The following is a 26,542-nucleotide window of genomic DNA, read 5'->3' as shown; positions in this document are numbered from 1 at the left end:
ACGTGGAGATGATCTTCGGGCCGCAGCGCGGCCCCGTGTCGGCTGACGAGCTCGCCGATCACTACCCGTGGCCCGATCGTGCGGGGCGCGCCTGGGTGCGGGCCATGATGGTCAGCACCCTCGATGGAGCGGGCGCCGGCGCGGACGGCCTGAGCGGATCGATCTCCGGCAGCGCCGACCGCGACGTGTTCACCGCGGTACGCCGCTACGCCGACGCCGTCCTGGTGGGCGGCGGCACCATGGCGTCGGAGCGATACGGCGCCATGAAGGCCGTCAGCGACGATGCCGAGCGTCGCGCCGCACAGGGTCAGGCCGAGGCCCCTCGGCTGGTGGTCGTGTCCGGATCGCTGGACCTGCCGATGGGGGACGACGGATTCCTCGGCTCGACCGCCGCACCGTTGGTCCTCACCGGATCGGGCGCCGACCCCGACCGGGTGGCCGCGCTGGAGGACCGCTGCGAGGTCGTGCGTGCTCCCGACGCACGGGTGCCGCCGCAGTGGGCGATCGACCAGCTGGTCGATCGCGGCTTGTGGCGCATCGTGTGCGAAGGCGGCCCCACGCTGCTGCGCGACGTGTCGGCAGCCGGGCTGCTCGACGAGGCTGACCTGACGTTCTCCCCTCGACTGGTCGGCACATCGGCGACGCCGAACACCGACCTGATCACCGATCCGGGTGCCTTCGAGCTCACCCACGTGCTCACGGCCGACCACTTCCTGATGAGTCGTTACGTGCGGGCCAGCCAGTGATCTCCTTGCGCGAGCTGGCCGCGCTGGCCGCCGAGCACGCCGACGACCTCGATCACGTCGTCGAACCGTTCCGGATTGGTGAGCACGCCTTCGACACCGACGTCGAGCCAGTGATCATGGGCGTCGTCAACCTGTCGTCCGACTCCTGGTACCACGACAGCGTCGCGTTCACCCGAGAGTCGGCCCTGCGGAGAGCCCAGGTGCTCGTGGCGCAGGGCGCCCATCTGATCGACGTCGGGGCCGAGTCGGTCCAGAAGGCCGCCGAACGCGTCGATGCCGACGACCAGAGCGCCGCCTTGGTCCCCGTCATCGAGGACATGGTCGGCGAGGGCATCGCGGTGTCGGTCGAGAGCTACCACCCGTCCGTGGTCGAGCCTTGCCTCGCGGCCGGCGCCGGCGTGCTCAACCTGACCGGGTCGGTCGACGACGACGCCATGTTCTCGCTCGCCGCCGCTCACGGCGCATCGGTGGTGCTGTGCCACATCGGTGGCAGCAACCCCCGCGATCTCGACCCTGCCGTCGCCCAAGGCGAATCCGACCCCTTCGACACGATGCGCGAGCAGTTCGGTCGCCGCGTCGGCCGGGCGCGCGAGCTCGGCGTGTCATCGGTGTCGATCGACCCCGGTGTCGGCTTCACGTTCGCGTGGAAGCCATCACCCAGCGAGCGGTCCCGCCACCAGGCGTCGGTGCTGCTGCAGTCGTTCCGGTTGCGGCGCCTCGGCCTGCCGATCTGCCACTCGCTCCCCGCGGCCCACCATCTCTTCGGCGACGAGTTCCGCACCGCCGAGGGCTTCTTCACCGTCCTCGCCTCCCTGGGCGGCACCGGCATCTACCGCACCCACGAGGTGCCCCGCATCCGCGCGGTGCTCGCCGCGATGCACGAGTTCGGGGTGCATCCACCGGCTCGATGAGCCCTCGGCTGCTGGCGACCTGCCGGATCCGCGTCGTCTCGATACCGTCGGACCGTGACTCATCGACACGTGCACGTGGTGCTGCCGCACCAGCTGTTCGAGTCGCATCTGGACGCAGAGGACGGCACCACGTTCGTGCTCGTGGAGCACGACCTGCTCTTTCGCCAGTACCGCTTCCACGTGCACAAGCTGATCCTGCACCGCGCGAGCATGCGCCGATTCGCGACGCAGCTGCGTGAGCGCGGTTTCGAGGTCGAGACCATCGACACCGACGGCCGCACGACCAGCCGCGCAGCCCTGACCCGGATGCTCGAGCGCCTCGCACCCGAGCGCATCACCCTGCACGACGTCGTGGACGACTGGCTCGAGCAGGACCTCGTCGCGGCCCTGGCCGAGGCCGGTCACGAGAGCTCTCCCGACGACTGGCTGGAGTCGCCCAACTTCGTGACCACGCGGGCCCAGGTGGCCGAGCAGGTCGGTGACCAGGGCGCCCGCATGCAGCACTTCTACACGTGGCAGCGCCGCCGTCTCGACGTGCTGGTCGACGCCGACGGGGACCCGGCCGGCGGTCGCTGGTCCTTCGACGACGAGAACCGCAAGAAGCTACCTCGCAATCACCCGGTTCCCGATCCGGTCCAGCCCGACCCTGACGACGAGGTGACTGCCGCGATCGCCTGGGTCAAGGAGGCGTTCAGCGGCAACCCGGGCAACCCCGACACGTTCTGCTGGCCCACCTCGCACGCCGAGGCCGAGGTTGCGTTCGAGACCTTCCTCGAGCAGCGCTTCGCCGAGTTCGGGCCCTACGAGGACGCCCTCAGCACCGAGCACCCGTGGGTGTTCCACTCACTCCTCACACCTCCGCTCAACGTCGGCCTCATGTCCCCCCACCGCGTGCTGCAACGAGCCCTGGAGGTGGCCGAGCGCGATGCCGTGCCGCTACGGTCCTTGGAGGGATTCGTTCGCCAGATCATCGGGTGGCGCGAGTACATGCGCGCCACCTACGTGGTCCACGGCCGGCGCATGCGCAGCACCAACGCGCTGGAGCACGCGCGCCCGCTGGCCGAGGGCTGGTGGACGGCGTCCACCGGACTCGCCCCGGTCGATCACGTGGTCGGCCAGGTGGTGGAGCACGGCTACGCCCACCACATCGAGCGCCTGATGGTGCTCGGCAATGCCATGTGCCTGCTGCGCACCGACCCGCACGACGTCTACGAGTGGTTCATGGAGATGTTCGTCGACGCCTACGACTGGGTCATGGTGCCCAACACCTACGCCATGAGCCAGTTCGCGGCCGGGGCCTCGATCACGACCAAGCCCTACGTGTCGGGCTCGAACTACCTCAAGAAGATGAGCGACTACGCCAAGGCCGGCTGGGGCGAGGACTGGAGCGCGGACTGGGACGCGCTGTACTGGACGTTCGTGCGTGATCACCGTGAGGTCTTCGCCAGCAACCCGCGCTCGAAGATGATGGCCTCGATGTACGACAAGCTCGATCCCGCGACCAAGGCCGAGCACACCCGCCGAGCCGGGCCGTGGCTCGCCGGTCCAGAGTCGAGCTGAGGATGCCTCGCCTGCACGCTCTCGAGCTGCTGCCCGACGCGGCCGGTGAGGCGACGATCCGCGACGACTGGCAGGCGCTGCGCGACGCCGGGCTGCCCTCGATGCTCGACCATCGCGGCGGCACGAACACGCCGCACGTCACCGTGATCTCGGTCCCGGCCATCGATGGTGCTCTGGAGCGGGTCGCGGCCGATTCCATCGCGTCGTTGCTTCCGCTGTCGGTGTCGACCGCAGGGATCGCCGTGCTCGGCGGCGCACTCATCACGCTGGTGCGCCTGGTGGCCCCGTCGGACGACCTGGTGGGTCAGGTGATGCCACTTCGGGCCGCCACCACGGGCCATCCACACCCCGGCTGGACGCCACACGTGACGCTGGCCCGACGGTTGCCGCGCGACGCCGTACAGCGCGCCCTCGACGTCCTGGCACCCCGCACCGACGCCCTCGTGTTGACCACGCTGCGCCGATGGGACCCCGACACCGGCACCGTCCGCACGCTCGGTTCGCGCTGAGACCGCTCAGCTCTAGAGGGTCAGGAAACCGTCGGAGACGAGATCGCGAACCTGAGGCAGATGGGTGGCCCGGAGATCGGAGATCTGGAGCAGGTCGCCGAGCGCGTCGAGGATCTGCCCGACCGAGAGGTCGCCGTCGCAGGCGCCGACGAGCGCGGCCGACGCCGAGTCGACCTGGCGGGTGCGGCGCACGCCGTGCTGCAGCTGCAGCACGACCTGCTCGGGGTGCTCGGCCCCGACCCGGCCGGCGGTGCGCTGCACGAGGTCGGGGGCGGCCTGCAGATGCTCACCGAGCAGGGAATCGTCGTCCAGACTGCGCAACGCGTCGACCGAGCGGCCCCACTGCGCGATCGCGGGTCCGACCGGGGGCGCAATCTCGCCGGTCCACTCCTCGAGTCGCAGCTGCGGGGTCGCATCGGTGCGGCGCAGGGAGAGCCAGCCGAATCCGACGCCGCTGATCTTCTCGGCATCGAACCACGCCAGCCACTCGTCGTAGCGGCGCGTGTGCTCCGGACCGGGCGCGAGGCCGGCGTCGGACAACCACATCTCGACGTACTCCGCCGGGTCGACCAGCTCACGTTGCAGCACCCATGCGTCGACCGACCCCGTGGTCGAGCTCGGCATCCAGTCGGCGAGGTCTTCGCGCCAGTCGCGGCCGTCGCGGTGGGCCCAGTTGGCGAGGATCTGGCACCAGCCACCGGGGTTGAGGTGATCGGCCGCTCGCTCGACCAGGTGCCGCACCACGGCGTCGCCGGGCATGCCGGAGTCCCGGTACACCAGGACCTCGGCCCCGGGCGGGGAGATGACGAAGGGCGGGTTGGTGGCGATCAGGTCGAAACGCTCACCGGCGACGGGATCGAACAGGCTGCCGTCGCGCACGTCGACCTCGACCTCGTTGAGCGCCGCCGTGAGGCGAGCCATCGCAAGCGCGCGCGGGTTGACGTCGGTGGCCACGACGGTCTGCGCGTGCTGCGCGAGGTGGAGGGCCTGCACGCCGCAGCCGGTCCCGAGGTCGAGGGCCGTGTCGACCGGATCACGCACGACCAGCTGCGCGAGGCTCGAGGAGGCCTCGCTGATGCCGAGCACGTGCTCGGGGTCCATCGGTCCGGCCGGACCGCCGAGGCCGGGCGTCGCGTCGCACACGATCCACCAGTCATGGGCCTCGTCGCCGTACGGGCGCACATCCATCTGGGCGCGCACCGTGCCGCCCGACGTCTCAAGCAGTCCACCCGCCACGAGCGGGTCGACCAGGCCCGGCAGGGCGGCATCGGCGGCATCGCGAGACACCTCGGTCTGGAGCGTCAGCAGCCGCACCAAGGTCGAGAGCGGTGAGCCGTCGGTGGTCGCCTGCAGCGCCGGGACCACCTGATTGCGCCCGAGCGCACCGTGCGCCCTCGACCCCAGCAGGGCGTAGGTCGCGTCCGCGGTGAAGTCAGCACGACGCAATGCATCTCGCAGGCGATGGACGACGTCAAGGGGAAGCATCCGCCCAGCCTGCCACCGAGAGCCCCGACATCTGCTACCCACCGGACCGAATCGATGCGAGCCATCGGTCCGGCGGGTAGCGAATTGTGGACTAGCGGGTGACCTCGGCCTCCGCCGCGGGGAGCTCCTCGCCGATGGCGATCGGGCGGCGCTTGGAGATGTACACCGCGAGCACGATGATCAGGACGGCAACACCGGCAATCGAGTACCGGATCGGCGCGCTCGCGTCCTGACCGTACGAGAACTGCACGACCAGCGGCACGATGAGCAGGGCGACCAGGTTCATCACCTTCAACAACGGGTTGATGGCCGGACCGGCGGTGTCCTTGAACGGATCGCCGACCGTGTCACCGATGATCGTGGCCTCGTGCGCCGGCGATCCCTTGCCGCCATGGTGGCCGTCCTCGACCAGCTTCTTGGCGTTGTCCCACGCGCCGCCGGCGTTGGCCAGGAAGACCGCCATCAGGACACCGGCACCGATCGCACCGGCGAGGAAGGCACCCAGCGGGCCGACGCCCAGACCGAAGCCGACCGCGATCGGCGAGAGGATGGCAAGGATGCCGGGCGTGGCCAGCTCACGCAGGGAGTCGCGCGTGCAGATGTCGACGACCTTGCTGTACTCGGGGCGGCCGGTGCCTTCCATGATTCCGGGGATCTCGCGGAACTGGCGACGCACCTCGTACACGACCGCGCCAGCAGCACGACCGACGGCGCTGATCGCCAGGCCCGAGAAGAGGAACACCACGGCCACACCGATGATCAGGCCCACCAGGATGCTGGGGTCGCCCACGTTGATGACGCCCTGCAGGGGCAGCGTGTCGGACTGCTCGATGCTGCCGAGGAACTCCTGCAGCGGACCGGGATCGTTGACGTTGTACTTGCTCAGCACCTCGCCGAACCCTTCTCGAATACCGTCGGCGAACGCGCCGAACAGCGCCGTGGCCGCGAGCACCGCCGTGGCGATCGCGATGCCCTTGGTGATGGCCTTGGTGGTGTTGCCCACGGCGTCGAGCTCGGTGAGGATCTGCGCGCCCTCCGCGTCGACGTCGCCGGACATCTCCGCGATGCCCTGGGCGTTGTCGCTGACCGGACCGAAGGTGTCCATCGCGACGATGACACCGACCGTGGTCAGCAGGCCGCAGCCGGCCAGGGCGACCGCGAACAGCGACACCACGATCGAGCCGCTGCCCAGCAGGAACGCGCCGTACACGGCCGCGCCGATGACCAGTGCGGTGTAGACCGCGGACTCGAAGCCGACCGACAGACCGGACAGGATGACGGTGGCCGCACCGGTCATCGACGTCTTGCCGACGTCCTTGACCGGGCGGGTCTCGGTGCCGGTGAAGTAGCCCGTCAGCGCGAGGATCACGGCGGCCAGGACGATGCCGATCAGCACCGCGACGATCGCGATGATGCGCGGATCGCCGTCGAGGTCGGCGATCGCCTCGGCCGGCAGGACCTGGGAGAGCAGCGACTGGCCGTCGTCGACCGGCAGGCTCAGACCGCTGAAGCTGGACGGCAGGTAGAACCAGGCGAACGCCGAGCTGGCGACCGCAGAGATCAAGGCCGAGATGTAGAAGGACCGGTTGATCGTGGTCAGCCCGTTCTCCCCCTCGACCGGGCGGGTGATGTAGACGCCGATGATCGCCGTGATGGCGCCGATCGCCGGAACGACCAGGGGGAAGACCAGGCCCTGCTCGCCGAATGCGACCGAGCCGAGGATCAGCGCGGCCACCAGGGTCACCGCGTAGGACTCGAACAGGTCGGCCGCCATGCCGGCGCAGTCGCCGACGTTGTCGCCCACGTTGTCCGCGATGGTCGCAGCGTTGCGGGGGTCGTCCTCGGGGATGTTGTTCTCGACCTTGCCCACCAGGTCGGCACCGACGTCGGCCGCCTTCGTGAAGATGCCGCCGCCGACACGCATGAACATGGCGAGCAGCGCGGCTCCGAAGCCGAAGCCCTCGAGCACCGAGGGCGCGTCACCCTCATAGATCAGGACGACCGCAGCAGCGCCCAGCAGGCCGAGGCCGACCGTGGACATGCCGACCGTGCCGCCGGTGCGGAACGCGATGCGCATGGCCCTCTCGCGACCCTCGTCCTGCGCCGCAGCTGCGACGCGCACGTTGGCGCGCACCGCCAGCCACATGCCGAACCAGCCGATCGCGGCCGAGAACAGGGCACCGGCGGCGAAGGCGACCGAGCGGCCGACCTTGACCTCAGTGCTGCCGGGCAGCAGGAAGAGAAGACCGAACGCGATGACCGCGAAGACGGCCAGCGTCTGGAACTGACGGCGCAGGTACGCCGAGGCGCCTTCCTGCACCGCGAGGCCGATCTCGATCATCTTCTCGGTTCCCTCGGGCGCCTTGAGCACCTCGGCGCGGAACACCGCAGCCATCAGCAGCGCGAGAATTCCGACACCAGCGACGATCGCCACGTAGATCGTGTTGTCGCCGGTGAGCTCGAGGTCCGAGACTGCCGCAACGTATGTCGCGTTCGACATGTTCTTCCTCCATCAGGTGGGACAGGTCGTGGGCCTTGGACCAGCCCGACGTGACGCAGGCTACACGGACCTGGACGCGACGAACCGCACGTCGTGCTACCGACATGCCTCGTGTTCGACTCAGGCGCGGGCGGCGCGGGCGTCATCGACGGAGGCGTGCAGGCCGAAGACCTTGTCGAGGCCGGTGATCTCGAAGATCTTCAGGATTCGTTCCTGGGTGCACACGATGTCCAGCGATCCGCCTTCACCGCGCACCCGCTTCAGTGCGCCCACCAGGACGCCCAGTCCCGTGGAGTCCAGGAACTGCACCTGCTGCACATCGACGATCAGGCGGTTGTGGCCGGCCTCGACGGCCGTCACGATGCTCTCGCGCAGCCGCGGCGCCGTGTACACATCGATCTCACCACCGATCTCGATGACGTCGAACTCATCGACTGCGCGGGTCGTGATCGTCAGCTCCATTGCACTCCCTCTCCTCGAGGAATCATCTCATCACGCGGGCTCCACGGCCGAGCAGCGCCCATCAGGTGGACCGGTGCGAGAATCAAGCAGTGGACCCCGCCGACCTGTTGCAGCGGCATCCCGATCGCGTCACTCATGTCGAGCACGTGCCGGAGCGTGTGGCGGTGGTGCAGCCGTGGCCGGAGTGGATCGATCCGCTGGTGCGCGCGGTGTTCGAGGCTCAGGGAATCCAGACGGTCTGGGGCCACCAGGCCGAGGCGATGGAGCACCTGCACGCCGGACGCCACGTGGTCATCTCGACCGGCACTGCATCGGGAAAGTCGTTGGCGTTCCAGGCCCCGGCGCTCACCTCAGTCGTGGCGGGGCGCGCCGGCAGCAGCCTGCTGGGCCATCGTCGACCGACGGTGCTGTACCTGGCACCGACCAAGGCACTGGCCGCCGATCAGCTGCGCCGCCTCGCTCCTGCCGCCCAGCTGGCGCGTGCGGCCACGGTCGACGGCGACAACACCCGCGAGGAGCGCGCCTGGGCACGCGACCACGCCAACTACGTGCTCACCAACCCCGACACGCTCCACTACTCGATCCTGCCGGGCCACGACCGATGGGCGCGCCTGCTCGGCGGACTGACCCACGTGGTCATCGACGAGTGCCACCACTACCGAGGCGTGTTCGGGGCCCATGTCGCTCACATCCTGCGGCGCCTGCGGCGTCTGTGCGCCCACCACGGCTCCGATCCACTCTTCGTGCTGTCGTCGGCGACAGTCGCCGATCCCCAGGTGTTCGCGCGCCGACTGACCGGGCTCGATGCATCAACGGTGACCTCCGACGCCTCACCCCACGGGGCCCGCACGATCGCCCTGTGGGAACCGCCTGTCATCGGCGCAACACCCGATGGTGTCGATCTGGCCGGCATCCGTCGTTCGGCGACCTCGGAGGCCGCAGAGCTGATGACGGACCTGGTGATCGGTCGGGTGCGCACGTTGGCGTTCGTGCGGTCGCGCCGCGGCGCCGAGACCGTGGCGGCGACGTCGCAGCGGCTCCTCGGCGAGGTCGACCCGGAGCTGGTCGGGCGGGTCGCGACCTACCGCGGTGGCTATCTGCCCGAGGAACGTCGAGCGCTGGAGGATCGACTGCGCTCCGGTGATCTGCTGGGCCTGGCCAGCACCAACGCGCTCGAGCTCGGGATCGACATCGCCGGACTCGACGCCGTGATCACCGTCGGATTCCCCGGCACCCGCGCGGCCCTGTACCAGCAGCTTGGCCGGGCAGGGCGTGACGGCCGGGAGTCCCTGGGCATTCTCGTCGCGCGCGACGAGCCCATCGACACCTATCTGGTGCACCATCCCGAGGCGCTGTTCGGGCCGCCGGTCGAGGCCTCGGTGTTCGATCCCGACAACCCGTACGTGCTCGGCCCCCACCTGGCAGCCGCGGCGCAGGAGCTGCCGCTGACCGAGGACGACTTCGACACCTTCGGGCCCCGCGCCGCCGAGGGTGTCGCGGCCCTGGAGGCAGCCGGCTGGCTGCGTCGCCGGCCCGCGGGCTGGTTCTGGACCAAGCGTGAACGCGCGGGCGACCTCGCCGACCTGCGCTCCAGCGGCGGCAGCCCGGTACAGATCGTCGACGACGCCACCGGTCGCCTGGTGGGCACTGTCGATGCCGGATCGGCCGACAGCCATGTCCATGCCGGTGCCGTCTACGTGCACCAGGGCGAGGTGCATCTCGTCGACGACTACGACCTCGAGCACGGCGTCGCCCTCGTGCACCGCGATGACCCGTCCTACTCGACCCAGGCGCGGTCGGTCACCGAGGTCCAGATCACCCAGACGCTGCGCAGCGAGCGGTGGGGGCCGGCCGAGATCAGCTTCGGCACGGTCGACGTGCACAGCCAGGTGGTCTCGTTCCTGATGCACAGCAACTCCTCGCACAGCGTCATCGCCGAGGAACCGCTCGACCTGCCCGAGCGCACCCTGCCCACCCAGGCCGTGTGGTGGACGGTGTCGCCTGACGCCGTGGCGGGCGTGCTCGAGGACACCGACGTGCCCGGAGCCGCACACGCCGCCGAGCATGCCTCGATCGGTCTGCTGCCCCTCCTCGCGACCTGCGACCGCTGGGACATCGGCGGACTGTCGACGGCTCTGCATCCGGACACCGGTGTGCTCACCGTGTTCGTGTACGACGGCCATCCCGGTGGTGCGGGTTTTGCCGAGCGGGGACACGCTCTGGCCGCACGCTGGTTGCGCATGACCAGAGAGGCGATCGCTGCCTGTCCGTGCCCCGATGGCTGCCCGGCCTGCGTCGTCTCGCCCAAGTGCGGCAACGGCAACGACCCGCTCGACAAGGCCGGCGCGGTCCGCCTCCTCGACGTCGTCCTGGCCCACGCTCCCGAACCAGGTGACGTCGAGGGCTGAGCAGGCTCATTCCAGGTAGGACTGCGGCGCGGCGCGGGCCGGGATCTCTGCGGCCCACCGGTGGCCCCACCACCGCTGGCTCGTGGTGCGGGCCGTGACCGTCGCGACGTCGTCGTCCATGCGGCAGGCAATGAGGGTCGCGCGATTGAGCCGAGCGGTCTCCTCTGCGGCCGAGCACCCCTCGAGCCCGACGGTGCTGGCTCGGCTGGCGGCCAGCGCAGACAGGTCGGCCGCCGACGCTGCGCGGTGCCGCATGGCCACCAGTCCAGCCATCTCGGTGGCCACCAGGGCCAGCAGCACCAGTGCCGCTGCGGCCCACAGTGCGTGCATCGTGACCGAACCTCGGTCGCCGGGAGCTCGATGCGCGACCCGGCGGTTCACGGCGCCTCCAGGACGGCTGAGGCCTCGGCGGCAATGTCCTGCGAGCCGATGCCGGAGAAGAAGGGCACGGGCATCGTGGAGCGGGCCTGGACCCGGACCGTCACGACACCGTCGGAGATGTCGACCTCGACCTGGGTGTCGGCCGGTACTCCCTGCCGGGCCGCATGGGTGGCGGTGTCGACGGTCTCGCCGCGAGCGATCAGCCTGGCCGCCTCCCGCGCGGAGTCGGTGACCCGAACCTCGGACAGCCCCAGCGAGACGACCCACAGGAGCAGCAGGACCAGCATCACACCGAACGGAGCGACGCTCATGAGCTCGGCGGTGGCCATGCCCCGTTCGCGGGCACGACGCGCCGTGGAACGGCCTGCGGCGTGGCCCCGCGCACCGAGCGAAGGACGTGAGATGGGCATGTCGGGCCTCCCGGTCCGGAGGGCCGGGGCGACTCGAGCCGCCCCGGCCGGACGGTCAGAACGGCAGCAGGTCCGGGATCCGGTCGATGACGCTCTTGACCATCTCTCCGAACCACTCGGACTGGCCGATCTTGACCAGGACTCCACCGACGGTGCAGGCCCCGAGGGTGCCGACCGAGTACTCGACGGTGGACATGCCTGTCTCGGACCGGCCTGCTGCTGTGCGGCTGGACAGACCGCGACGGGCGCGGGTGATGATGCGGTGCATGGTGTACCTCCTGAATGGAAACTGACACTCAGAAGATGGTCGGTTCAGCGCCCTTTCTGCGGCCGGATCACTGCGCTGGGGAGAACCCGCTCAGGCATCGAACCCTGTGCACAAAACCTCGGGCACAAAACGCCGGGCACAGAGCACAGGGTCAGATCGAGCGACGCTCCAGCATGCCGCGCAGGTAGGCCGCCTGGCCCAGGTGCTGAGCCATGTCGTCGGCGACGCTGACCAGGCGCACCGCCACGGTGACCGGCGGATCCCAGCTGGCGTCCACGACGCGGTCGAGGTCGTCGATCGGCATCGCGGACAATGTCTCCACGGTGGAGGCGTGCACCGCCGAGAAGTAGTCGTGCAGCACGCGGGGGTCGTCGACCGCGAAGGCCGCCACCTCCTCGGCACTCTGGCCGTAGCCAATCGCGTCGTCGGGGTACGGCAGAGCGAATCGCGCGGCCCAGCCGTCGGCGGTCCACACCTGCTCCGTGTCGAGCAGACCCGCCACGTGGTCGTCCTGCACGCGTGCGAGGTGCCAGATCAGCCAGCCGATGGAGTTGGAACCCTCGTCGGGACGCCACGTCACGTCCTCGACCGACAGCCCCTCGAGGACCGTCGGCACCAGCTCGCGAGCACGACCGAACGCATCCAGCAGGATCGCGACCGCGCGATCAGGACCGGAGTCATCGGGCTGCGTGTCATCAGTGCGGTCTGGTGCAGAAGTCATGCCTCCAACGTCTCACGGCCCCTGATCACCAGCCGATCGTCGAGGCGGTGGCCACGATGGTGGGCACGATCCCGATCAGCAGGAACGCCGGCATGAAACAGATTCCCAGGGGTGCGGCGGTTCGGACCCCCACGCGCCGAGCGGCATCGCGGCGCTGCGCGACCCGCTCGCGATTCACGTCGCCGGCCACGGCCGCCACGACGTCGGAGATCGGTACGCCAGACTGCTCGGCGCGACGCAGCGCCCGGGCGAGCGGTCGCAGCGGACCCGCGACGTCCTGCAGCGCCGTGCTCAGGTCGCCAGCCACGCTGACCCGGTGCGCCAGGGCCGACAGGTCTGCACCGAGCGGGTCAGGTGTGGCCTCGCCGGCCAGTCGCAGGGCCAGCCCGGGCGGCCTGCCCGCCTCGAGACACGCCGAGACCAGGTCAAGAGCAGGCGACAGCTGACGGCGTGCCGCCTCGGCGCGTGCGCGGTCCGCCCCGGACTCCAGTCGTCCGACCGCTGATCTCGCGACGGGTGCCGCCAGCAGACCGATGACCAGCCCGGTCGGCCATCCCAGCACCACGAGGCCGAGCACCGGTGCCATCGCCGCGGCCAGCCAGGTCAGGTCGAGTCGGCTGACCACAGCGACCCGCGAGCTCCACAACTGCCGTGCGCGGCGCCGACCTGGTTGAGGCACGAGCAACCACACGGCGAGCCCCGCCAGGAGGGCTGGGGTCATGAGGCGTCGACTCCCGCGGCGACACGCTCGATCCACAGCAGCCCCGCGCAGGCGAGGAGCACCCCGGCCAGAAGACAGCCGGCACCGAGCGGCGTGGTGAGCAGCACCTCGACCGGGTTGCCGCCCATGCCTGCCCCCAGCAGCAGCCCGAAGGCGGGCAGCAGTGCCATCAGCCGTGCCGTCGCCCGCGCGGGTCCGAGCTCGGCGGTCACCTCGACGGCGAGGTCGAGGTCGTCTCGGGCCCGATCGGCCAGGCGGGTGAGGACTGCGGCGAGCGGAGCACCGGCCCGGTCCGCCACCCACCAGGCGGCGGCCACCTCGGTCCACAGGCCAGCTCCGGCCGCGGCGCCGACCTCGCGCAGGGCCGGCACGACATCGGCTCCCTGGGCGGCCGCTCGGGCGGCTGCGTCGATGACGGCGGTCTCGCTCGCGACCGATCGGATGGCGGCGTCGCCCAGCGCTCCGGCACGCAGCTCGGAGGCGAGGAGCGAGACGACCTCGACGGACTCCGCTCGTCGCGCCGCAGCCCTCGTGCGGGAGCGACCGGCGTGGGCCAGCCGGGCGGCAGTGAGTGACGCGATGGCAGCCGCGGCGCCGACCACGACCTGAGTTCCGTCGAGACGGACCAGCAGCACCATCACCACCACGAGCGCTCCTCCCGCCGTGGCTCGGCCTGCACGCCCCGACGGACGCCACGCTGCCGAGGACTGCGCCTGCTCGCGGCGCACGCCGAGTCGCGCCCGCAGGAGCCAGCTGCTCGACGGCCACCAGCACGCCGCAGCACCAGCTGCGGCGAGCGCGGCGAGCCACGTCATGAGACCAACGCCCTGAACGCCTCGATCCCCGGCCCGGACACCGCCAGCGATTCCGTGTCGAACGTCAGCGCGGTGACCGCCTGCACCCATCCGTCCCTGCCGACCAGGACCGCGATCTCGCGCACTCGGCGCACGCCGCGGGAGTCGCGGTCCAGATGGATGACGAGATCGAGACCAGCAGCCAGCTGGCTGTGCACGGCGTCGCGGGGCAGCCCTGCGGCCACCCCCAGAGCCTCGAAGCGGGCCGGGACGTCGACCGCCGAGTTCGCGTGCACCGTTCCGCACCCGCCCTCGTGCCCGGTGTTGAGTGCCGCGAGCAGGTCGACGACCTCGTGTCCACGCACCTCGCCCACCACGAGCCGGTCCGGTCGCATCCGCAGCGCCTGCCGAACGAGATCGCGCACCGTGACCCCACCAGCGCCCTCGACGTTGGGCGGCCTCGCCTCGAGCCCGACCACGTGCGGATGGTCTGGCCTCAGCTCGGTGGAGTCCTCGACCAGCACGAGACGTTCATGGGGGTCGACCAGGCCCAGCATCGCAGCGAGGACCGTGGTCTTTCCGCTGCCGGTGCCGCCGGTGACCACGAACGATGCGCGTGCTCGGGCGATGGAGCGGACGGGCTGCTCGGCGCCGCCGGCGAACATGCCGAGCGCGGCGAGGTCGTCGATCGAGTACACGACCCGCGCCGGCACCCGCAGGGAGATGACGGTGCCGGGACGGGACAACGGAGCGAGCACGGCGTGCAGGCGGGTGCCGTCGGGCAGTCGGGCATCGACCCAGGGTGCCGCGTCGTCGAGGCGTCGTCCGGCCACTGCGGCCATGCGCTGGGCGAGGCGGCGCACGATGTCGTCGGACTCAAACCTCACGTCCGTGAGCTCCAGACCCTGGCCGCGGTCGATCAGGACCTGGCCCGGGCCGTTGACGAGCACGTCGGTGATCCCCGGGAGTGCCAGAAGCGCATCGAGCGGGCCGGCCCCCAGCATCTCGCTGCACAGCCGATCGACCAGGTTCAGCAGCGCTCCACTGCCCAGGACCTGCTGCTCGGACCGGAGGGCATCGGCCACGGTGGCTGCGGTCGGCGAGACACCGTCCATGACCAGCCGGTGACGGACGCGATCGATCAGCGAGACGCTCACGAACTGGCACTTCGGTGCAGACCGAGCGTGTCGAGCACCTGGACCGACGCTCGACGCAGCGGGCGCGAACGGCCGGGGCCGCGCCCGTGGTCGACCGCAGCGCGCAGACGCCGGTCTGGTCGGATGCGGGCGATCACGGGGATGCCGACGGCCTGCTCGACGCTGGCGGTCCCCAGACCACCACGCCGCGACACGACGACGGCCAGGACCGAGCCACACCGCTCGGTGACGCGGGGCACGATCCGGCGAGCAGCACCCAGCCCGACGAGGTCGTCTCCGATGAGCACGACAGTCAGCAGCGAGCCGGACAGGACCGAACCCACCCACCCCTCGGCGGCGAAGTCCGACACCGCCGAGCTGGGTCGTGGGACGTCGGCCACCACGAGGTCGAAGGCCCGGGTGGCCGCCGACCACACGGCCCCGGCTGCGGCCGGCTCCTGCACTGGCGCCCCGTCACCGGGCCAGGCGATCGTGGCGACGCCGTGACGGCGGGGCAGGACGTCGGACAACGACTCGCCCGCCAACCGGCCGTCGACCGCAGCGAGGTCGGGCCACCTCAACCCGGTGGCGCGTTCACTGCCCAGCACCAGGTCGACGCCCGAGCCGGTGGGGTCGGCGTCCAGCACGACCGCCGCCAGGCCCCGGCCGGCACCAGCCAGCCCCAGGGCGACGGCGAAGGTGCTGGCGCCCACCCCGCCCGAGCCGCCCACCACCGAGACGGTGCATCCCTCGACCCGACCGTCGAGTGCTCCGACCAGTGCGGCCAACGCGGCGTCGTCGTCGCCGGGGGAGACCACGCTGGCCGCTCCGATGGCCACGGCATCACGCCAGACCAGGTCGGGGTGGTCGGCCACCACGAGCACGTGATCGCGTCGCGGCGGTGCGCTGCGGGCCACCGCGGGGACCAGGTCCGCGCCCACGAGCACGGCCGAGGCCCGGCGCCATTCGCGGCGCACCGCGTCGGGCGTGTCGAGGGCCACCGGAGCGGCGCCGACGGCGGCGCACCACCGCAGGGCGGAGTCCAGCAGCAGGGGATCGGCGGTCGCGATGACAGCGATGTCGGGCATGCATCGATGGTGGGTCGATCGGCGGCCCGGCACGAGGATCGTGTACCCGCCTGTGGACGATCGACTCCTCGACACACGCCTGTGGACGGCCGCGGCCTATCCTGAGTTCGTGACTGCACCGGCGGCAGGACTGCAATCCGCGGCGTTCTTCGATCTGGACAAGACGATCATCGCCCGTTCGAGCACGCTCGCGTTCAGCAAGCCGTTCTTCCACGGTGGCCTGCTGACCCGTCGCGCCGTGTTGCGCAGCGCCTATGCGAACTTCATGTTCGCGATCAGCGGCGCCGATCATGACCAGCTGGAGAAGATGCGCGCGTATCTGACCCAGATGATCGCCGGCTGGGAGGTGCAGACGGTGCGCCAGGTGGTGTCCGAGACCCTGCACACCATCATCGAGCCGCTGGTCTTCGACGAGGCCGTGCAGCTGATCAGGCAGCACCAGGCGGCGGGCCTGGACGTGGTGATCGTCTCCGCCTCCGGCTCCGAGGTCGTCGAGCCGGTTGGCGCGATGCTGGGTGTCGATCACGTGATCGCCACCCGGTTGGCCGAGATCGACGGGCGATACACCGGCGAGGTCGACTTCTACGCCTACGGGCCCCACAAGGCCACCGCCATGCGTGCGCTCGCCGCCGAACGCGGCTACGACCTGTCGACCAGCTACGCGTACTCGGACTCCGAGACCGACGCCCCCATGCTCGAGGCGGTGGGCCATCCGTTCGCGGTGAACCCGGACAAGACGCTGCGCGCCCTGGCCACCGAGAACGACTGGCCGATCTTGACGTTCAACCGACCGGTCTCGTTGCGCAGCCGCCTGGGGCTGGACACCCCGGTCGGGATCGCCGCCGTGGCGGCCACTGCAGCGGGTGCTGCTGGGGCGCTCACCGCCGCGGTGTGGTGGCGTCGCCGCGCCGCGCCGTCCAGCTGAGTCACTGACTCCTCCTCCCGCGACCCCTGTGTGCTTGTGAAACGAGGCACACGACATTACGACCCAGTAGGGGTGTACGGCCCGACATTTCGGGCGTAGAACTGACACCAGAACTCCACAGCGACCAGCACCTCGGCACCCACGCGGCGATCACCCGCCTCACTGGGACAGTTGCTCGGACAGCTTCGACATGGGTCGGGGCCCCGACGACTCAGATCCAGCACGCCTGGCCACCGAGTCGATTGCTGGCCAGACGGTGTCGATCCCTCCGGGGGTCGGCACCGTCGCTCTGCGGCGCAATAGGTGCCGTCGCTCTGCGGCGCACAAGACACCGTCGCTCTGCGGCGCAAGGATGCCGTCGCTCTGCTGCTTCAGCGGTTGCGGGCCAGGGGGCTCGCCTCGGCAGCGCGGGAGAACGCCTGCGCGGCGTAGAGCAACCACTGGTGGACACCGGTGTCGGTGCCGCTCGCATAGGCGTCCAGGGCTGATCGGTAGGCCGCGGCGTCGCTGGCGTGTCCGGCTTCGGGGACCGTGACCGAGGCCGGGTCGACTCCACGCACCACGAGCACGAGCCGTTCGACGGCACGGCCGATGACGCCGTTGTGGGAGGTGAAGGCGCCGGCTGCGACGATCTCGGCGTGCGCGAGCGCCGCGACGACCAGTGCTGGCGCCTCGGAGCGCTGCCCGAGCATGGTGGCGAGGGCAGTCAGGCGTGCGGTGCCCTCCGGATGGGCAGGTCGACCGAGATCGGCGTCGTCGACGCTGCCCGCCGCGGCCATCGCGTGCAGTCGCGCCATGGCCTGCACGGGCGACGAGCCGAAGGTCGGGACCAGGCCCAGCAGCTCGGTCGACATCCGCACCGCGGCCCGCGCCGTGGCGTCTCCCCCGCCGCTGGCGAGCTCGTCCACGGTCACCTCGCTGCCTTCCAGCGAGGCGGTGGCCCAGGCGCCGAGCAGCAACGACTGCGCCGTGTCCTCCGGCGTGGAGCGGCGCAGTCCACGATCACGCAGGACGGCGTCCAGGCCGTCGCGGGTTCCGGCGAAGGCCGAGGGAACGCCTTCGAGTTCGGCTGCGGCGGCGAAGGGATCGGCAGGGGAGGGATCGGACACGCCCGAAGCGTACCGAGGGCGTGCCGGGTCGCGGGGTAGCCTCGAGACGTGAGCGACGAAGGCGACGATCGGACAGCCAAGTGGCTGGTCGGCGACCGCTTGTCGTGCGTGCTGCACATCGGCGACGGCGCGGTGGCCTACCGCCTGGCCGAGCAGGGCCACGAGGTCGTGGTGGCCGGTGACGACGTCACGCACCGGCGCCACCCCGAGATCCAGTACGTCCGCACCCAGGGCGAGCGGCTCCCCTTCAGCGCCCGCGTCTTCGACGCCGTCATCGTCCCCGAGGTGCGCGACGCACCGCTGGCGTTGGCCGAGTACGCCCGAGTCCTGCGCACCGGCGGATTGCTGTCGACCGTCTCGCACCGGCACGACGACTCGATCCCGTGGCTGCGCAAGCTGCGCGAGATCATCGGCGCTCGTGACAACGCGCACCCGTCCACCGACACGTTCACGGCATCGGGTCTGTTCCACCAGCCCGAGACCACCGAGGCAGGCAGTTGGCAACGACTCGACCTGCCGGCCCTGATGAAGTTCGCGGCCGAACGCCGCCACCCCTCGGTACCCGAGTCCGCCCTGTCGCAGGTGCGCGACCTGTTCGAGAGCTACGGCGCGCAGACCGGGTCGTTGCAGCTGCGCACCGAGACGACCAGCCTGCGCGCACGGGTCGACAAGTCGAGCATGGTCGAGGTCGACGAGACCTCCGAGATCATGCTCCTCGACTTCCGGTAGCGCCGTGGGCGACATCGCCCTGGCCGCCCTGGCCGCGGTCGCGCTGATCGTCGTCGCCGCATTCACCCGGTGGTGGCTGCTGACGCATCGACAGTCGCTGGGCACCGCCGCGGACCGCGCCACGTACGCCACGCTGCACACCGCCTCGCTCGCGGCCCCCGCACTGCAGAACGGCCTGGACGCGGACAGCGCGGCGAGCGCGCTGCCTCATGTCCGAGCCCTGCTCGGCGGCCCCACCGTGGGCATCACCGACACCGCCGGCATCCTGGCGTGGGACGGCTCGAACCGTGCCGAGGCCGCCGACCTCGTCGCTGATGCGCTCAGACGGGGCACCACGCAGGCCTCCGATCACACGGTGGTCGCACCTCTGTCGGTGGACGGTCGCGTCGTCGGAAGTGTTGTCGTGCACACCGATGAGGCCTCGGCCGGACTCGTGCGCGCCACGACCGAGGTGGCTCGGTGGATGTCCAGCCAGCTGGAGCTGGCCGAGCTCGCGATCAGCCGCACGGCCCTGATGGAGGCCGAGCTGCGGGCCCTGCGGGCGCAGATCTCACCGCACTTCATCTACAACTCCCTGGGCGCGATCGCCTCGTTCGTGCGCACCGATCCCGAGCGCGCTCGAGAGCTGCTGCTGGAGTTCGCCGACTTCACGCGGTACTCGTTCCGCCGGCACGGCGAGTTCACGACCCTCGCCGAGGAGCTGCGCTCCATCGAGCGCTACCTGGTGCTGGAGAAGGCTCGCTTCGGCGACCGGCTGCGGGTCATCACCCGCATCGCGCCGGAGGTGCTGAGCGTGCGACTGCCCTTCCTGTCGGTCCAGCCGCTGGTCGAGAACGCCGTCCGGCACGGACTGGAGCCCCAGTCCGGTGACGGCACGATCACGATCGTGGCCCGTGACGACGGCGCAGAGTGTGTCATCACGATCGAGGATGACGGAGTCGGCGCCGATCCTGAGGTCGTCCGCGAGGCACTCGCAGGACGCACCACCAGCGCATCCATCGGCCTGTCCAACGTCGACGAGCGACTGCGCACCGTCTACGGCGATGCGCACGGCATCGTGGTCGAGACCGCGCCGGGACATGGCACCAAGGTGGCCGTGCGGGTGCCGAAGTTCGCGCCCTCGGTGGATCCGTGAGCCGCCCCTAGACTCAGGGCGTGAAGTTCCTCAACGACCTGCAGCCCTCGCACGACCTGACCTACAGCGACGTGTTCATGGTGCCGTCGCACTCGTCGGTCACCAGCCGTTTCGACGTCGATCTGCGCACCCCCGACGACATCGGGACCACCCTGCCCCTCGTGGTCTCGAACATGACGGCCATCTCGGGCAAGCGGATGGCCGAGACGATCGCCCGCCGTGGCGGCATCGCGATCATTCCCCAGGACATCCCGATGGACATCGTGCGCGCCACCGTCGAACGCGTGAAGTCAGCCCACACGATCTACGACACCCCGGTCACCGTCGATCTGTCGACCACGATCGGCGAGGCCATGAGCCTGATCCCCAAGCGCGCACACGGTGCCGTCGTGGTGCTCGACGGCGAGACCCCGGTGGGCGTGGTGACCGAGCGGGACGGCGAGGCGGTCGATCGGTTCACCCAGGTGCGTGAGGTCATGGAGACCGACCTGCTGACCTTCGAGGTCGGCGTCGATCCCCGACACGGTTTCGACGAGATGAGTGCACGACGCGTGTCGCTCGCTCCCGTGCTCGACGACGGTCGGCTCGTCGGAGTCCTCACCCGGACCGGCGCCCTGCGCTCGACGATCTACACCCCCGCTACCGACCCGGACGGTCATCTCGTCCTGGGGGCCGCCGTCGGCATCAACGGCGACGTCGCCGGCAAGGCCGAGGCCCTGCTCGCCATGGGCGTGGATGTGCTCGTCGTGGACACCGCGCACGGCCACCAGGCGAAGATGCTCGAGGCCCTGCCGATCGTCGCCGCAGCGCGCGACGCCCACGCATCCGCCACCGGTCGTCGTATCCCGATCGCCGCAGGCAACGTCGTGTCGGCCGCGGGGGTCCGTGACCTCGTGGCGGCCGGGGCCGACATCGTCAAGGTCGGCGTCGGGCCCGGCGCCATGTGCACGACTCGCATGATGACCGGGGTGGGACGGCCGCAGTTCTCCGCCGTCCTCGAGTGCGCCGACGCCGCCCGCGAGGTCGGCGCCCACGTGTGGGCCGACGGCGGGGTGCGGTATCCGCGCGACGTCGCGCTCGCCCTGGCTGCGGGCGCGGCCAGCGTGATGATCGGATCGTGGTTCGCCGGCACGCTGGAGAGCCCCGGCGACCTCAAGGTCGGGTCCGACGGACGGCCCTACAAGGAGTCCTTCGGCATGGCGTCGGCGCGCGCGGTGTCCAACCGGACCCGCGATGAGGCCGGTTTCGAGCGCGCGCGGATGGCCCTGTTCGAGGAAGGCATCTCCTCGTCCCGCATGTTTCTCGACCCGGATCGTCCCGGCGTCGAGGACCTCGTCGATCAGATCATCGCGGGCGTCCGTTCCAGTGCCACCTACGCCGGTGCGCGCAGCGTCGCTCAGTTCCACGACCAGGCGGTGATCGGCCTCCAGAGCTCGGCAGGCTACGACGAGGGACGACCTCTGCACGCCAGTTGGTAAGCCGAGCGACTCGCTACGCTCGCCGCTCCAGCGACTTCGTCGCTGCCGGGCTGCGCCCGGGCGGCTTGCCTCGCTTCGCTCGGCCCATGGTCACCCTGAGCGTCAGGCCAACACGTCAGCGCAGGCCTCGCAGCACGATGGCGAGGCCTCGGTCGAAGGATTCGTCGAGGTCGGGATCGGGGTCGATGGCGCCGACGCCGCTGGCCAGGCGGTGCATCTGGGTGGCCTGGGTGTGGCCGAACACGAACAGCAGCAGGGTGCGGGCGCCGTCGCGGTCGTCGAGCGCCACAGCAAGTTCAGCCTCCACCCGCGAGACGCCCAGTCGGAAGGCCGACGCGGTCGCCACCACGTCGGCGCCATCCCGGACGGACAGCATCGCGTCCCGCAGCGCGTGGGCCACATCGGCAGCACGCTTCTCGGGCGGCCCTCCGTCGGCGACCCCGACCCCCTCGACGATGCGGTCGGCCATCAGGGCGAGCAGCGTCTGCTTGTCCGACACGTGGTGGTACAGCGCACTGGGCTGCACGTCGAGCGCTGCCGCGACCCGCCGCATCGAGCAGAACTCCAGGCCGTGCGTGTCCAGGACCGTCAGCGCCGCGCTCACGACGTCATCGAGACTGTTGGCCACCCGCCCACCCTATCGGCTAACCTGAACAGCGTTCACCTGATCACTGTTCAGGTGCGTGAGCCGGAGGACCGCGATGACATCGACCACCACCCCCGCCAAGCGGCGCGGCCTGAGCACCACCGACCTGTCTCTCATCGCGACCTTCGCCGCGCTGATCGCGGTCTGCGCCGTGTCGGCCGCCCTGCCGTTCGGTGTCAACGGAGTACCGATCACCCTGCAGCTGCTGGCCGTCTTCCTGACCGGCGCAGCACTCGGAGCGGTGCGCGGATTCCTCTCGGTGACTCTCTACATCGTGGCCGGAGCTGCCGGTCTGCCGATCTTCGCCGGCGGACAGGCCGGCTTGGCTCCGTTCAGCGGGCCCACGTCGGGCTATCTGCTGGCCTTCCCGATCGCAGCGCTGATCATCGGATTCGTCGCCGAGCGACTCGCGGCGCGGGGAGTCGCGGTCACGGCCGTGGTCGTCATCCTCGGCGGGGTGATCGCCGAGACGGTCGTGACGCTGGCTGGCGCCGCGAGCATCGCGATCACCGCCGACCTGAGCTACGCCAAGGGCGTCACGGCAGCGCTGCCGTTCGTGCCCGCCGACCTGGTCAAGCTGGCCATCGCGGCGGTCGTCGCCGCTGCGGTGCACCGCGCATTCCCGCAGCTGATGACCCGGCGCCCGTAGGCTGCTGCGGTGGCGCGCATCGAGCTCGACCGGGTCAGTGTGGACGCGCCCGGCACGGGTCCCGTCGTCACGATCCTGTCCGACGTCACCGTGACCCTCAGCGAGCCCCGCATCGCCCTGATCGGGGCCAACGGATCGGGCAAGTCCACGCTCGCACGCCTGCTCAACGGACTGGTGACGGCCACGAGCGGGCGGGTGCTGGTCGACGGCGTCGACGTGGCAGAGCACGGCGCCCAGGTGCGGCGGCGCGTCGGGTTCGTGTTCACGAATCCTGCCTCCCAGGTGGTGATGCCGACCGCCGTCGAGGACGTTGCTCTCTCCTTGCGCCGTGACGTCAAGAAGGCTTCGCACCGCGAGGCCCGGGCGCGCGAGGTGCTCGATGAGTTCGGCCTGGCACATCGGGCGGACACCAGCGTGCACGCGTTGTCGGGTGGTCAGCAGCAGCTGCTGGCGGTCGCCGGGGTCCTGGCCACCGATCCGGACGTCGTCGTGGCCGACGAGCCCACCACGCTGCTCGACCTGGCCAACACCCGACTCATCGGGGACCTGCTGCTGGGACTGCGCCAACAGCTCGTGCTCGCCACCCACGACCTCGACCTCGCAGCCCGATGCGACCGCGCCCTGGTGATCGCTGACGGTCGGGTCGCCTTCGACGGCCCCGCCGCGGAGGCAGTGCACTGGTACCGAGCGCAGGTGCTCGGATGAGGGCCGTGAGTCTCGGGGTGCACCACCCGGGCACCACGGTGCTGCACCGGATCCCCGCCGGACCGAAGCTGGGGCTGCTGGTCGCCTACGGCCTCGTCGTCGTCGCACTCCGCGGACCGTGGCCGCCTACGGCCGCACTGGGCGCCTCGGTCCTGCTCGCCGCGTCCGCGCGGGTCCCGCTGCGCGACCTGTGGCGCGGCCTGCGCCCCATGCTGCTGATCGTGGCGGTGCTTGCCGGCTTCCAGGCCTGGCAACGAGGCTGGCCGGTCGCGGTCGAGATCGCGGCCACGGTGCTTGCTCTCGTGCTGGCAGCCACCACCTTCACGGCGACGACACCCACCGACCGACTGCTCGACGCGATCGTGCGCGGTCTCGGACCCTTCCGGCGCCTCGGGGTCAACCCGGAGAAGGTCGCGCTGGCCTTCTCCCTGATGATCGCGGCCCTCCCCCGCATCGCCGACATCGCGGCCGAGACCCGCGACGCCGCCCGTGCCCGCGGACTCGAGCGCTCGCCGCGCGCCTATCTGATCCCGCTGACCCTCCGCACCGTCGCCCACGCCCACGCCACCGGCGACGCCCTCGCCGCCCGCGGCCTCGGCGACGAGTGATGGTTCCCTGGCATCTGATGGTTCCCCAGGTTACGTAGGAAAGCCATCACTTCTCATGGCGAATTTGCCCGGAGAAGTGATGGCCTCCCTACGTAACCTGGTAACCCGTCACCTCGCTCAGGGCAGGATCGCGAGCGCGTCCATGAGGGTCTGGCTGGGGCGCATGACAGCGGTGGCCTTGTCGACATCAGGGCGGAAGTAGCCGCCGATGTCGGCCGGCTTGCCCTGCACCGCGAGCAGCTCGGCCACGATGGTGTCCTCCTCGCCGGCGAGCTTCTCTGCCAGCTCGCCGAACGATGTCGCGAGCTCGGCGTCGTCGCTCTGCTGGGCCAGCTCCTGGGCCCAGTACAGCGCCAGGTAGAAGTGGCTTCCGCGGTTGTCGGTCGTGCCGAGCTTGCGACCCGGGGACCGGTTCTCGTCCAGGAACGTGCCGGTGGCGCGGTCGAGGGTGTCGGCCAGCACCTGGGCGCGAGCGTTGTCGGTGGTCGTCGCCATGTGCTCGAAGCTGACCGCCAGTGCGAGGAACTCACCGAGGCTGTCCCAGCGCAGGTAGTTCTCCTTGACCAGCTGCTGCACGTGCTTGGGCGCCGAACCGCCGGCACCGGTCTCGAACAGACCGCCGCCGTTGATCAGCGGCACGATCGACAGCATCTTGGCGCTGGTGCCGAGCTCGAGAATCGGGAACAGGTCGGTGTTGTAGTCACGCAGCACGTTGCCGGTCACGCTGATGGTGTTCTCACCCCGACGAATCCGCTCGATCGACAGCTTGGTCGCCTCGATCGGCGACATGATGCGAATGTCGAGATCGTCCCCTCCCTCGATCGACGCAGTGTGCTCGGGGAGGTAGGCGTTCACCTTGGCGATCAGGTTCGCGTCGTGCGCCCGGCCCTCGTCGAGCCAGAAGATCGTGGGATCGCCGGTGGCCCGAGCCCGCGAGACGGCGAGCTTGACCCAGTCGCGGATCGGGATGTCCTTGGTCTGGCAGGCGCGCCAGACGTCTCCCTGCTCCACGGCCTGTTCGAGCAGCACCTCACCCGACGCGTCGACCACGCGCACGGTACCCGTGGTCGGGATCTCGAACGTCTTGTCGTGGCTGCCGTACTCCTCGGCCTTCTGCGCCATGAGCCCCACGTTCGGGACGGTGCCCATCGTCGAGGGATCGAAGGCGCCGTTCTCGCGGCAGTCATCGATGACGGCCTGGTAGACGCCGGCGTAGCTGGAGTCGGGGATGACCGCGAGGGTGTCGGCCTCCTCACCGTCGGGGCCCCACATGTGGCCCGACGTGCGGATCATCGCTGGCATCGAGGCGTCGACGATGACGTCGCTGGGCACGTGCAGGTTGGTGATGCCGTGATCGGAGTCGACGTGGGCCAGCTTCGGCCCCTCGGCCAGCTCGGCGTCGAACGACGCCTTGATCTCGGCGGCCTGGTCGAGCCCGTCGAGACCGGCCAGGATGCCACCGAGTCCGTCGTTGGGGCTCAGCCCGGCACCGGCGAGCACGTCACCGAACGCGGCGAAGGTCTTCGGGAAGAAGGCCCGCACGACGTGGCCGAAGATGATCGGGTCGGAGACCTTCATCATCGTCGCCTTGAGGTGCACCGAGAACAGGACGTCGTCGGCCTTGGCCCGTGCGATCTGCGCGGTCAGGAACTCGCGCAGCGCGGCGACGTTCATGGCCGTGGCGTCGACGACCTCGCCGGCGAGCACGGGGATCTCTTCGCGCAGCACGGTGGTTGCACCGTCGTCGCCGACCAGCTCGACGCGCAACGTGGTGTCAGCCTCGATGACAACCGACTTCTCGTTGGCGCGGAAGTCGTCGGCACCCATCGTGGCGACCTGGGTCCTGGAGTCAGAGCTCCACACGCCCATCGAGTGCGGGTTGGACTGCACGTACTTCTTGACCGAGGCCGGAGCGCGGCGATCGGAGTTGCCCTCGCGCAGCACCGGGTTGACGGCACTGCCCTTGACCTTGTCGTAGCGCGCGCGGACGTCGCGCTCGTCGTCGGTCTGCGGGTCCTCGGGGTACGCAGGCAGGTCGAAGCCCTGCTGCTGGAGCTCGGCGATGGCGGCCTTGAGCTGCGGCACCGACGCCGAGATGTTCGGCAGCTTGATGATGTTGGCCTCGGGCTGCTGAGCCAGCTCACCGAGCTCGGCGAGCGCATCGGGAATCTGCTGATCGGCAGGCAGGCGATCGGCGAACTGACTGACGATGCGTCCCGACAAGGAGATGTCGCGGGTCTCGACCGCGACGCCCGCCTGGGCCGCGTAGGCCTCGATGACCGGCAGGAACGAGTACGTCGCCAGCGCAGGCGCCTCGTCGGTGTGGGTGTAGATGATCGTCGACTCAGGCACGGGGTCTCCGTCTCGCGAGGTGGATGAAAAGTGTCTTGACGTCAAGATATCTCATGGAGGACGCCACCTCCCAGGCAGATGCAGCCTTCACGGTGACACTTGCGCG

General features: G+C 70.3%; 26 protein-coding genes. 12 read left to right on the top strand and 14 right to left on the bottom strand.

The window, feature by feature from the left end; all coding sequences use genetic code 11:
* Positions 1-8: 8 nt before the first annotated feature.
* Genes ACHAA3_RS11505 through ACHAA3_RS11490 form a run of 4 tightly spaced genes read left to right on the top strand, consistent with a single transcriptional unit; the run spans position 9 to position 3,726 of the window.
* Positions 9-746 (top strand): dihydrofolate reductase family protein, encoded by a 738-nt coding sequence (locus ACHAA3_RS11505; RefSeq protein ID WP_435709200.1) that lies wholly within the window; start codon positions 9-11, stop codon positions 744-746.
* On the top strand, positions 743-1,657 hold the full coding sequence (locus ACHAA3_RS11500; protein WP_435709153.1) for a dihydropteroate synthase: 915 nt from the start codon (positions 743-745) through the stop codon (positions 1,655-1,657). Before ACHAA3_RS11505 ends, ACHAA3_RS11500 begins: the two co-directional genes overlap by 4 nt.
* A 54-nt stretch (positions 1,658-1,711) precedes the next feature.
* Positions 1,712-3,217 (top strand): cryptochrome/photolyase family protein, encoded by a 1,506-nt coding sequence (locus ACHAA3_RS11495; protein ID WP_435709152.1) that lies wholly within the window; start codon positions 1,712-1,714, stop codon positions 3,215-3,217.
* Between the two features lie 2 nt (positions 3,218-3,219).
* Entirely contained in the window at positions 3,220-3,726 is a 507-nt protein-coding gene (locus tag ACHAA3_RS11490) for a 2'-5' RNA ligase family protein (protein ID WP_435709151.1), read from the top strand.
* A 12-nt stretch (positions 3,727-3,738) separates the two neighbouring features.
* Here the strand turns inward: ACHAA3_RS11490 and ACHAA3_RS11485 are convergent, their stop codons facing one another.
* The 3 genes from ACHAA3_RS11485 to ACHAA3_RS11475 form a co-directional block, all read right to left on the bottom strand.
* Positions 3,739-5,211: a DUF7059 domain-containing protein gene (locus ACHAA3_RS11485; protein WP_435709150.1), complete on the bottom strand. Its 1,473-nt coding sequence runs from the start codon at positions 5,209-5,211 to the stop codon at positions 3,739-3,741.
* Between the two features lie 91 nt (positions 5,212-5,302).
* Positions 5,303-7,711 (bottom strand): sodium-translocating pyrophosphatase, encoded by a 2,409-nt coding sequence (locus ACHAA3_RS11480; protein WP_435709149.1) that lies wholly within the window; start codon positions 7,709-7,711, stop codon positions 5,303-5,305.
* Positions 7,712-7,831: 120 nt separating this feature from the next.
* Positions 7,832-8,173, bottom strand: coding sequence for an STAS domain-containing protein (locus tag ACHAA3_RS11475; protein WP_435709148.1), 342 nt, complete (start codon positions 8,171-8,173; stop codon positions 7,832-7,834).
* An 89-nt stretch (positions 8,174-8,262) separates the two neighbouring features.
* Between ACHAA3_RS11475 and ACHAA3_RS11470 the strand changes: the two genes are divergently transcribed.
* The gene (locus ACHAA3_RS11470; protein ID WP_435709147.1) at positions 8,263-10,581 is read left to right on the top strand and encodes a DEAD/DEAH box helicase; all 2,319 of its coding nucleotides are present in this window, start codon (positions 8,263-8,265) and stop codon (positions 10,579-10,581) included.
* A 6-nt stretch (positions 10,582-10,587) separates the two neighbouring features.
* On the opposite strand, the gene ACHAA3_RS11465 is transcribed toward ACHAA3_RS11470, so the two are convergent.
* The 8 genes from ACHAA3_RS11465 to ssd form a co-directional block, all read right to left on the bottom strand.
* Entirely contained in the window at positions 10,588-10,962 is a 375-nt protein-coding gene (locus ACHAA3_RS11465; protein WP_435709146.1) for an Rv3654c family TadE-like protein, read from the bottom strand.
* Positions 10,959-11,372 carry a TadE family type IV pilus minor pilin gene (locus ACHAA3_RS11460; protein WP_435709145.1) on the bottom strand — a complete coding sequence of 138 codons (414 nt, stop codon included), beginning with the start codon at positions 11,370-11,372 and terminating at the stop codon, positions 10,959-10,961. The genes ACHAA3_RS11465 and ACHAA3_RS11460 overlap by 4 nt, the downstream gene beginning before the upstream one ends.
* 55 nt (positions 11,373-11,427) lie before the next feature.
* On the bottom strand, positions 11,428-11,640 hold the full coding sequence (locus ACHAA3_RS11455) for a DUF4244 domain-containing protein (protein ID WP_435709144.1): 213 nt from the start codon (positions 11,638-11,640) through the stop codon (positions 11,428-11,430).
* Between the two features lie 151 nt (positions 11,641-11,791).
* The gene (locus ACHAA3_RS11450) at positions 11,792-12,361 is read right to left on the bottom strand and encodes a mycothiol transferase (protein WP_435709143.1); all 570 of its coding nucleotides are present in this window, start codon (positions 12,359-12,361) and stop codon (positions 11,792-11,794) included.
* Between the two features lie 25 nt (positions 12,362-12,386).
* Positions 12,387-13,082, bottom strand: a complete 696-nt coding sequence (locus ACHAA3_RS11445; protein WP_435709142.1) for a type II secretion system F family protein — start codon at positions 13,080-13,082, stop codon at positions 12,387-12,389.
* Positions 13,079-13,897: a type II secretion system F family protein gene (locus ACHAA3_RS11440; RefSeq protein ID WP_435709141.1), complete on the bottom strand. Its 819-nt coding sequence runs from the start codon at positions 13,895-13,897 to the stop codon at positions 13,079-13,081. Before ACHAA3_RS11440 ends, ACHAA3_RS11445 begins: the two co-directional genes overlap by 4 nt.
* Positions 13,894-15,033 carry a TadA family conjugal transfer-associated ATPase gene (locus ACHAA3_RS11435; RefSeq protein WP_435709140.1) on the bottom strand — a complete coding sequence of 380 codons (1,140 nt, stop codon included), beginning with the start codon at positions 15,031-15,033 and terminating at the stop codon, positions 13,894-13,896. The genes ACHAA3_RS11440 and ACHAA3_RS11435 overlap by 4 nt, the downstream gene beginning before the upstream one ends.
* Positions 15,030-16,100: a septum site-determining protein Ssd gene (gene ssd / locus ACHAA3_RS11430; RefSeq protein ID WP_435709139.1), complete on the bottom strand. Its 1,071-nt coding sequence runs from the start codon at positions 16,098-16,100 to the stop codon at positions 15,030-15,032. The genes ACHAA3_RS11435 and ssd overlap by 4 nt, the downstream gene beginning before the upstream one ends.
* A 109-nt stretch (positions 16,101-16,209) precedes the next feature.
* Here ssd and ACHAA3_RS11425 point away from each other — a divergent pair, with 109 nt between their 5' ends.
* Positions 16,210-17,025: an HAD family hydrolase gene (locus tag ACHAA3_RS11425; protein WP_435709138.1), complete on the top strand. Its 816-nt coding sequence runs from the start codon at positions 16,210-16,212 to the stop codon at positions 17,023-17,025.
* Between the two features lie 371 nt (positions 17,026-17,396).
* On the opposite strand, the gene ACHAA3_RS11420 is transcribed toward ACHAA3_RS11425, so the two are convergent.
* Positions 17,397-18,134 (bottom strand): oxidoreductase, encoded by a 738-nt coding sequence (locus ACHAA3_RS11420; protein ID WP_435709137.1) that lies wholly within the window; start codon positions 18,132-18,134, stop codon positions 17,397-17,399.
* A 48-nt stretch (positions 18,135-18,182) separates the two neighbouring features.
* On the opposite strand from ACHAA3_RS11420, the gene ACHAA3_RS11415 reads away from it, so the two are divergent.
* The 3 genes from ACHAA3_RS11415 to ACHAA3_RS11405 are packed head-to-tail and all read left to right on the top strand — an operon-like array spanning position 18,183 to position 21,476.
* Positions 18,183-18,863, top strand: a complete 681-nt coding sequence (locus ACHAA3_RS11415; protein ID WP_435709136.1) for a class I SAM-dependent methyltransferase — start codon at positions 18,183-18,185, stop codon at positions 18,861-18,863.
* 4 nt (positions 18,864-18,867) lie between these two features.
* Entirely contained in the window at positions 18,868-19,998 is a 1,131-nt protein-coding gene (locus ACHAA3_RS11410; RefSeq protein WP_435709135.1) for a sensor histidine kinase, read from the top strand.
* Between the two features lie 20 nt (positions 19,999-20,018).
* Positions 20,019-21,476 carry a GuaB1 family IMP dehydrogenase-related protein gene (locus tag ACHAA3_RS11405; protein ID WP_435709134.1) on the top strand — a complete coding sequence of 486 codons (1,458 nt, stop codon included), beginning with the start codon at positions 20,019-20,021 and terminating at the stop codon, positions 21,474-21,476.
* 115 nt (positions 21,477-21,591) lie between these two features.
* Here the strand turns inward: ACHAA3_RS11405 and ACHAA3_RS11400 are convergent, their stop codons facing one another.
* The gene (locus ACHAA3_RS11400) at positions 21,592-22,104 is read right to left on the bottom strand and encodes a TetR/AcrR family transcriptional regulator (RefSeq protein ID WP_435709133.1); all 513 of its coding nucleotides are present in this window, start codon (positions 22,102-22,104) and stop codon (positions 21,592-21,594) included.
* Positions 22,105-22,177: 73 nt separating this feature from the next.
* Between ACHAA3_RS11400 and ACHAA3_RS11395 the strand changes: the two genes are divergently transcribed.
* The 3 genes from ACHAA3_RS11395 to ACHAA3_RS11385 are packed head-to-tail and all read left to right on the top strand — an operon-like array spanning position 22,178 to position 24,084.
* Complete coding sequence (locus ACHAA3_RS11395) at positions 22,178-22,771, top strand: biotin transporter BioY (protein WP_435709132.1); 594 nt, start codon at positions 22,178-22,180, stop codon at positions 22,769-22,771.
* Between the two features lie 9 nt (positions 22,772-22,780).
* Positions 22,781-23,476: an energy-coupling factor ABC transporter ATP-binding protein gene (locus tag ACHAA3_RS11390; RefSeq protein ID WP_435709131.1), complete on the top strand. Its 696-nt coding sequence runs from the start codon at positions 22,781-22,783 to the stop codon at positions 23,474-23,476.
* Entirely contained in the window at positions 23,473-24,084 is a 612-nt protein-coding gene (locus ACHAA3_RS11385) for an energy-coupling factor transporter transmembrane component T family protein (protein WP_435709130.1), read from the top strand. Before ACHAA3_RS11390 ends, ACHAA3_RS11385 begins: the two co-directional genes overlap by 4 nt.
* A 117-nt stretch (positions 24,085-24,201) precedes the next feature.
* Here the strand turns inward: ACHAA3_RS11385 and ACHAA3_RS11380 are convergent, their stop codons facing one another.
* Positions 24,202-26,436, bottom strand: coding sequence for an NADP-dependent isocitrate dehydrogenase (locus tag ACHAA3_RS11380; RefSeq protein ID WP_435709129.1), 2,235 nt, complete (start codon positions 26,434-26,436; stop codon positions 24,202-24,204).
* Positions 26,437-26,542: the final 106 nt, after the last annotated feature.

It is taken from the genome of Aeromicrobium sp. CF3.5 (assembly GCF_051262695.1).
Classification (GTDB): Bacteria; Actinomycetota; Actinomycetes; order Propionibacteriales; family Nocardioidaceae; genus Aeromicrobium.
The sequence above is the reverse complement of the archived record's forward strand: the minus strand, read 5'-3'. Positions and strand labels throughout refer to the sequence as shown.

Bases quoted from the DNA above. Each gene is read 5' to 3' on its own strand.
- ACHAA3_RS11505 (WP_435709200.1), top strand. From the start codon at position 9: ATGATCTTCGGGCCGCAGCGCGGCCCCGTGTCGGCTGACGAGCTCGCC.
- ACHAA3_RS11490 (WP_435709151.1), top strand. From the start codon at position 3,220: ATGCCTCGCCTGCACGCTCTCGAGCTGCTGCCCGACGCGGCCGGTGAG.
- ACHAA3_RS11485 (WP_435709150.1), bottom strand. From the start codon at position 5,211: ATGCTTCCCCTTGACGTCGTCCATCGCCTGCGAGATGCATTGCGTCGT.
- ACHAA3_RS11480 (WP_435709149.1), bottom strand. From the start codon at position 7,711: ATGTCGAACGCGACATACGTTGCGGCAGTCTCGGACCTCGAGCTCACC.
- ACHAA3_RS11475 (WP_435709148.1), bottom strand. From the start codon at position 8,173: ATGGAGCTGACGATCACGACCCGCGCAGTCGATGAGTTCGACGTCATC.
- ACHAA3_RS11460 (WP_435709145.1), bottom strand. From the start codon at position 11,372: ATGCCCATCTCACGTCCTTCGCTCGGTGCGCGGGGCCACGCCGCAGGC.
- ACHAA3_RS11455 (WP_435709144.1), bottom strand. From the start codon at position 11,640: ATGCACCGCATCATCACCCGCGCCCGTCGCGGTCTGTCCAGCCGCACA.
- ACHAA3_RS11450 (WP_435709143.1), bottom strand. From the start codon at position 12,361: ATGACTTCTGCACCAGACCGCACTGATGACACGCAGCCCGATGACTCC.
- ACHAA3_RS11445 (WP_435709142.1), bottom strand. From the start codon at position 13,082: ATGACCCCAGCCCTCCTGGCGGGGCTCGCCGTGTGGTTGCTCGTGCCT.
- ACHAA3_RS11440 (WP_435709141.1), bottom strand. From the start codon at position 13,897: ATGACGTGGCTCGCCGCGCTCGCCGCAGCTGGTGCTGCGGCGTGCTGG.
- ssd (WP_435709139.1), bottom strand. From the start codon at position 16,100: ATGCCCGACATCGCTGTCATCGCGACCGCCGATCCCCTGCTGCTGGAC.
- ACHAA3_RS11395 (WP_435709132.1), top strand. From the start codon at position 22,178: ATGACATCGACCACCACCCCCGCCAAGCGGCGCGGCCTGAGCACCACC.
- ACHAA3_RS11385 (WP_435709130.1), top strand. From the start codon at position 23,473: ATGAGGGCCGTGAGTCTCGGGGTGCACCACCCGGGCACCACGGTGCTG.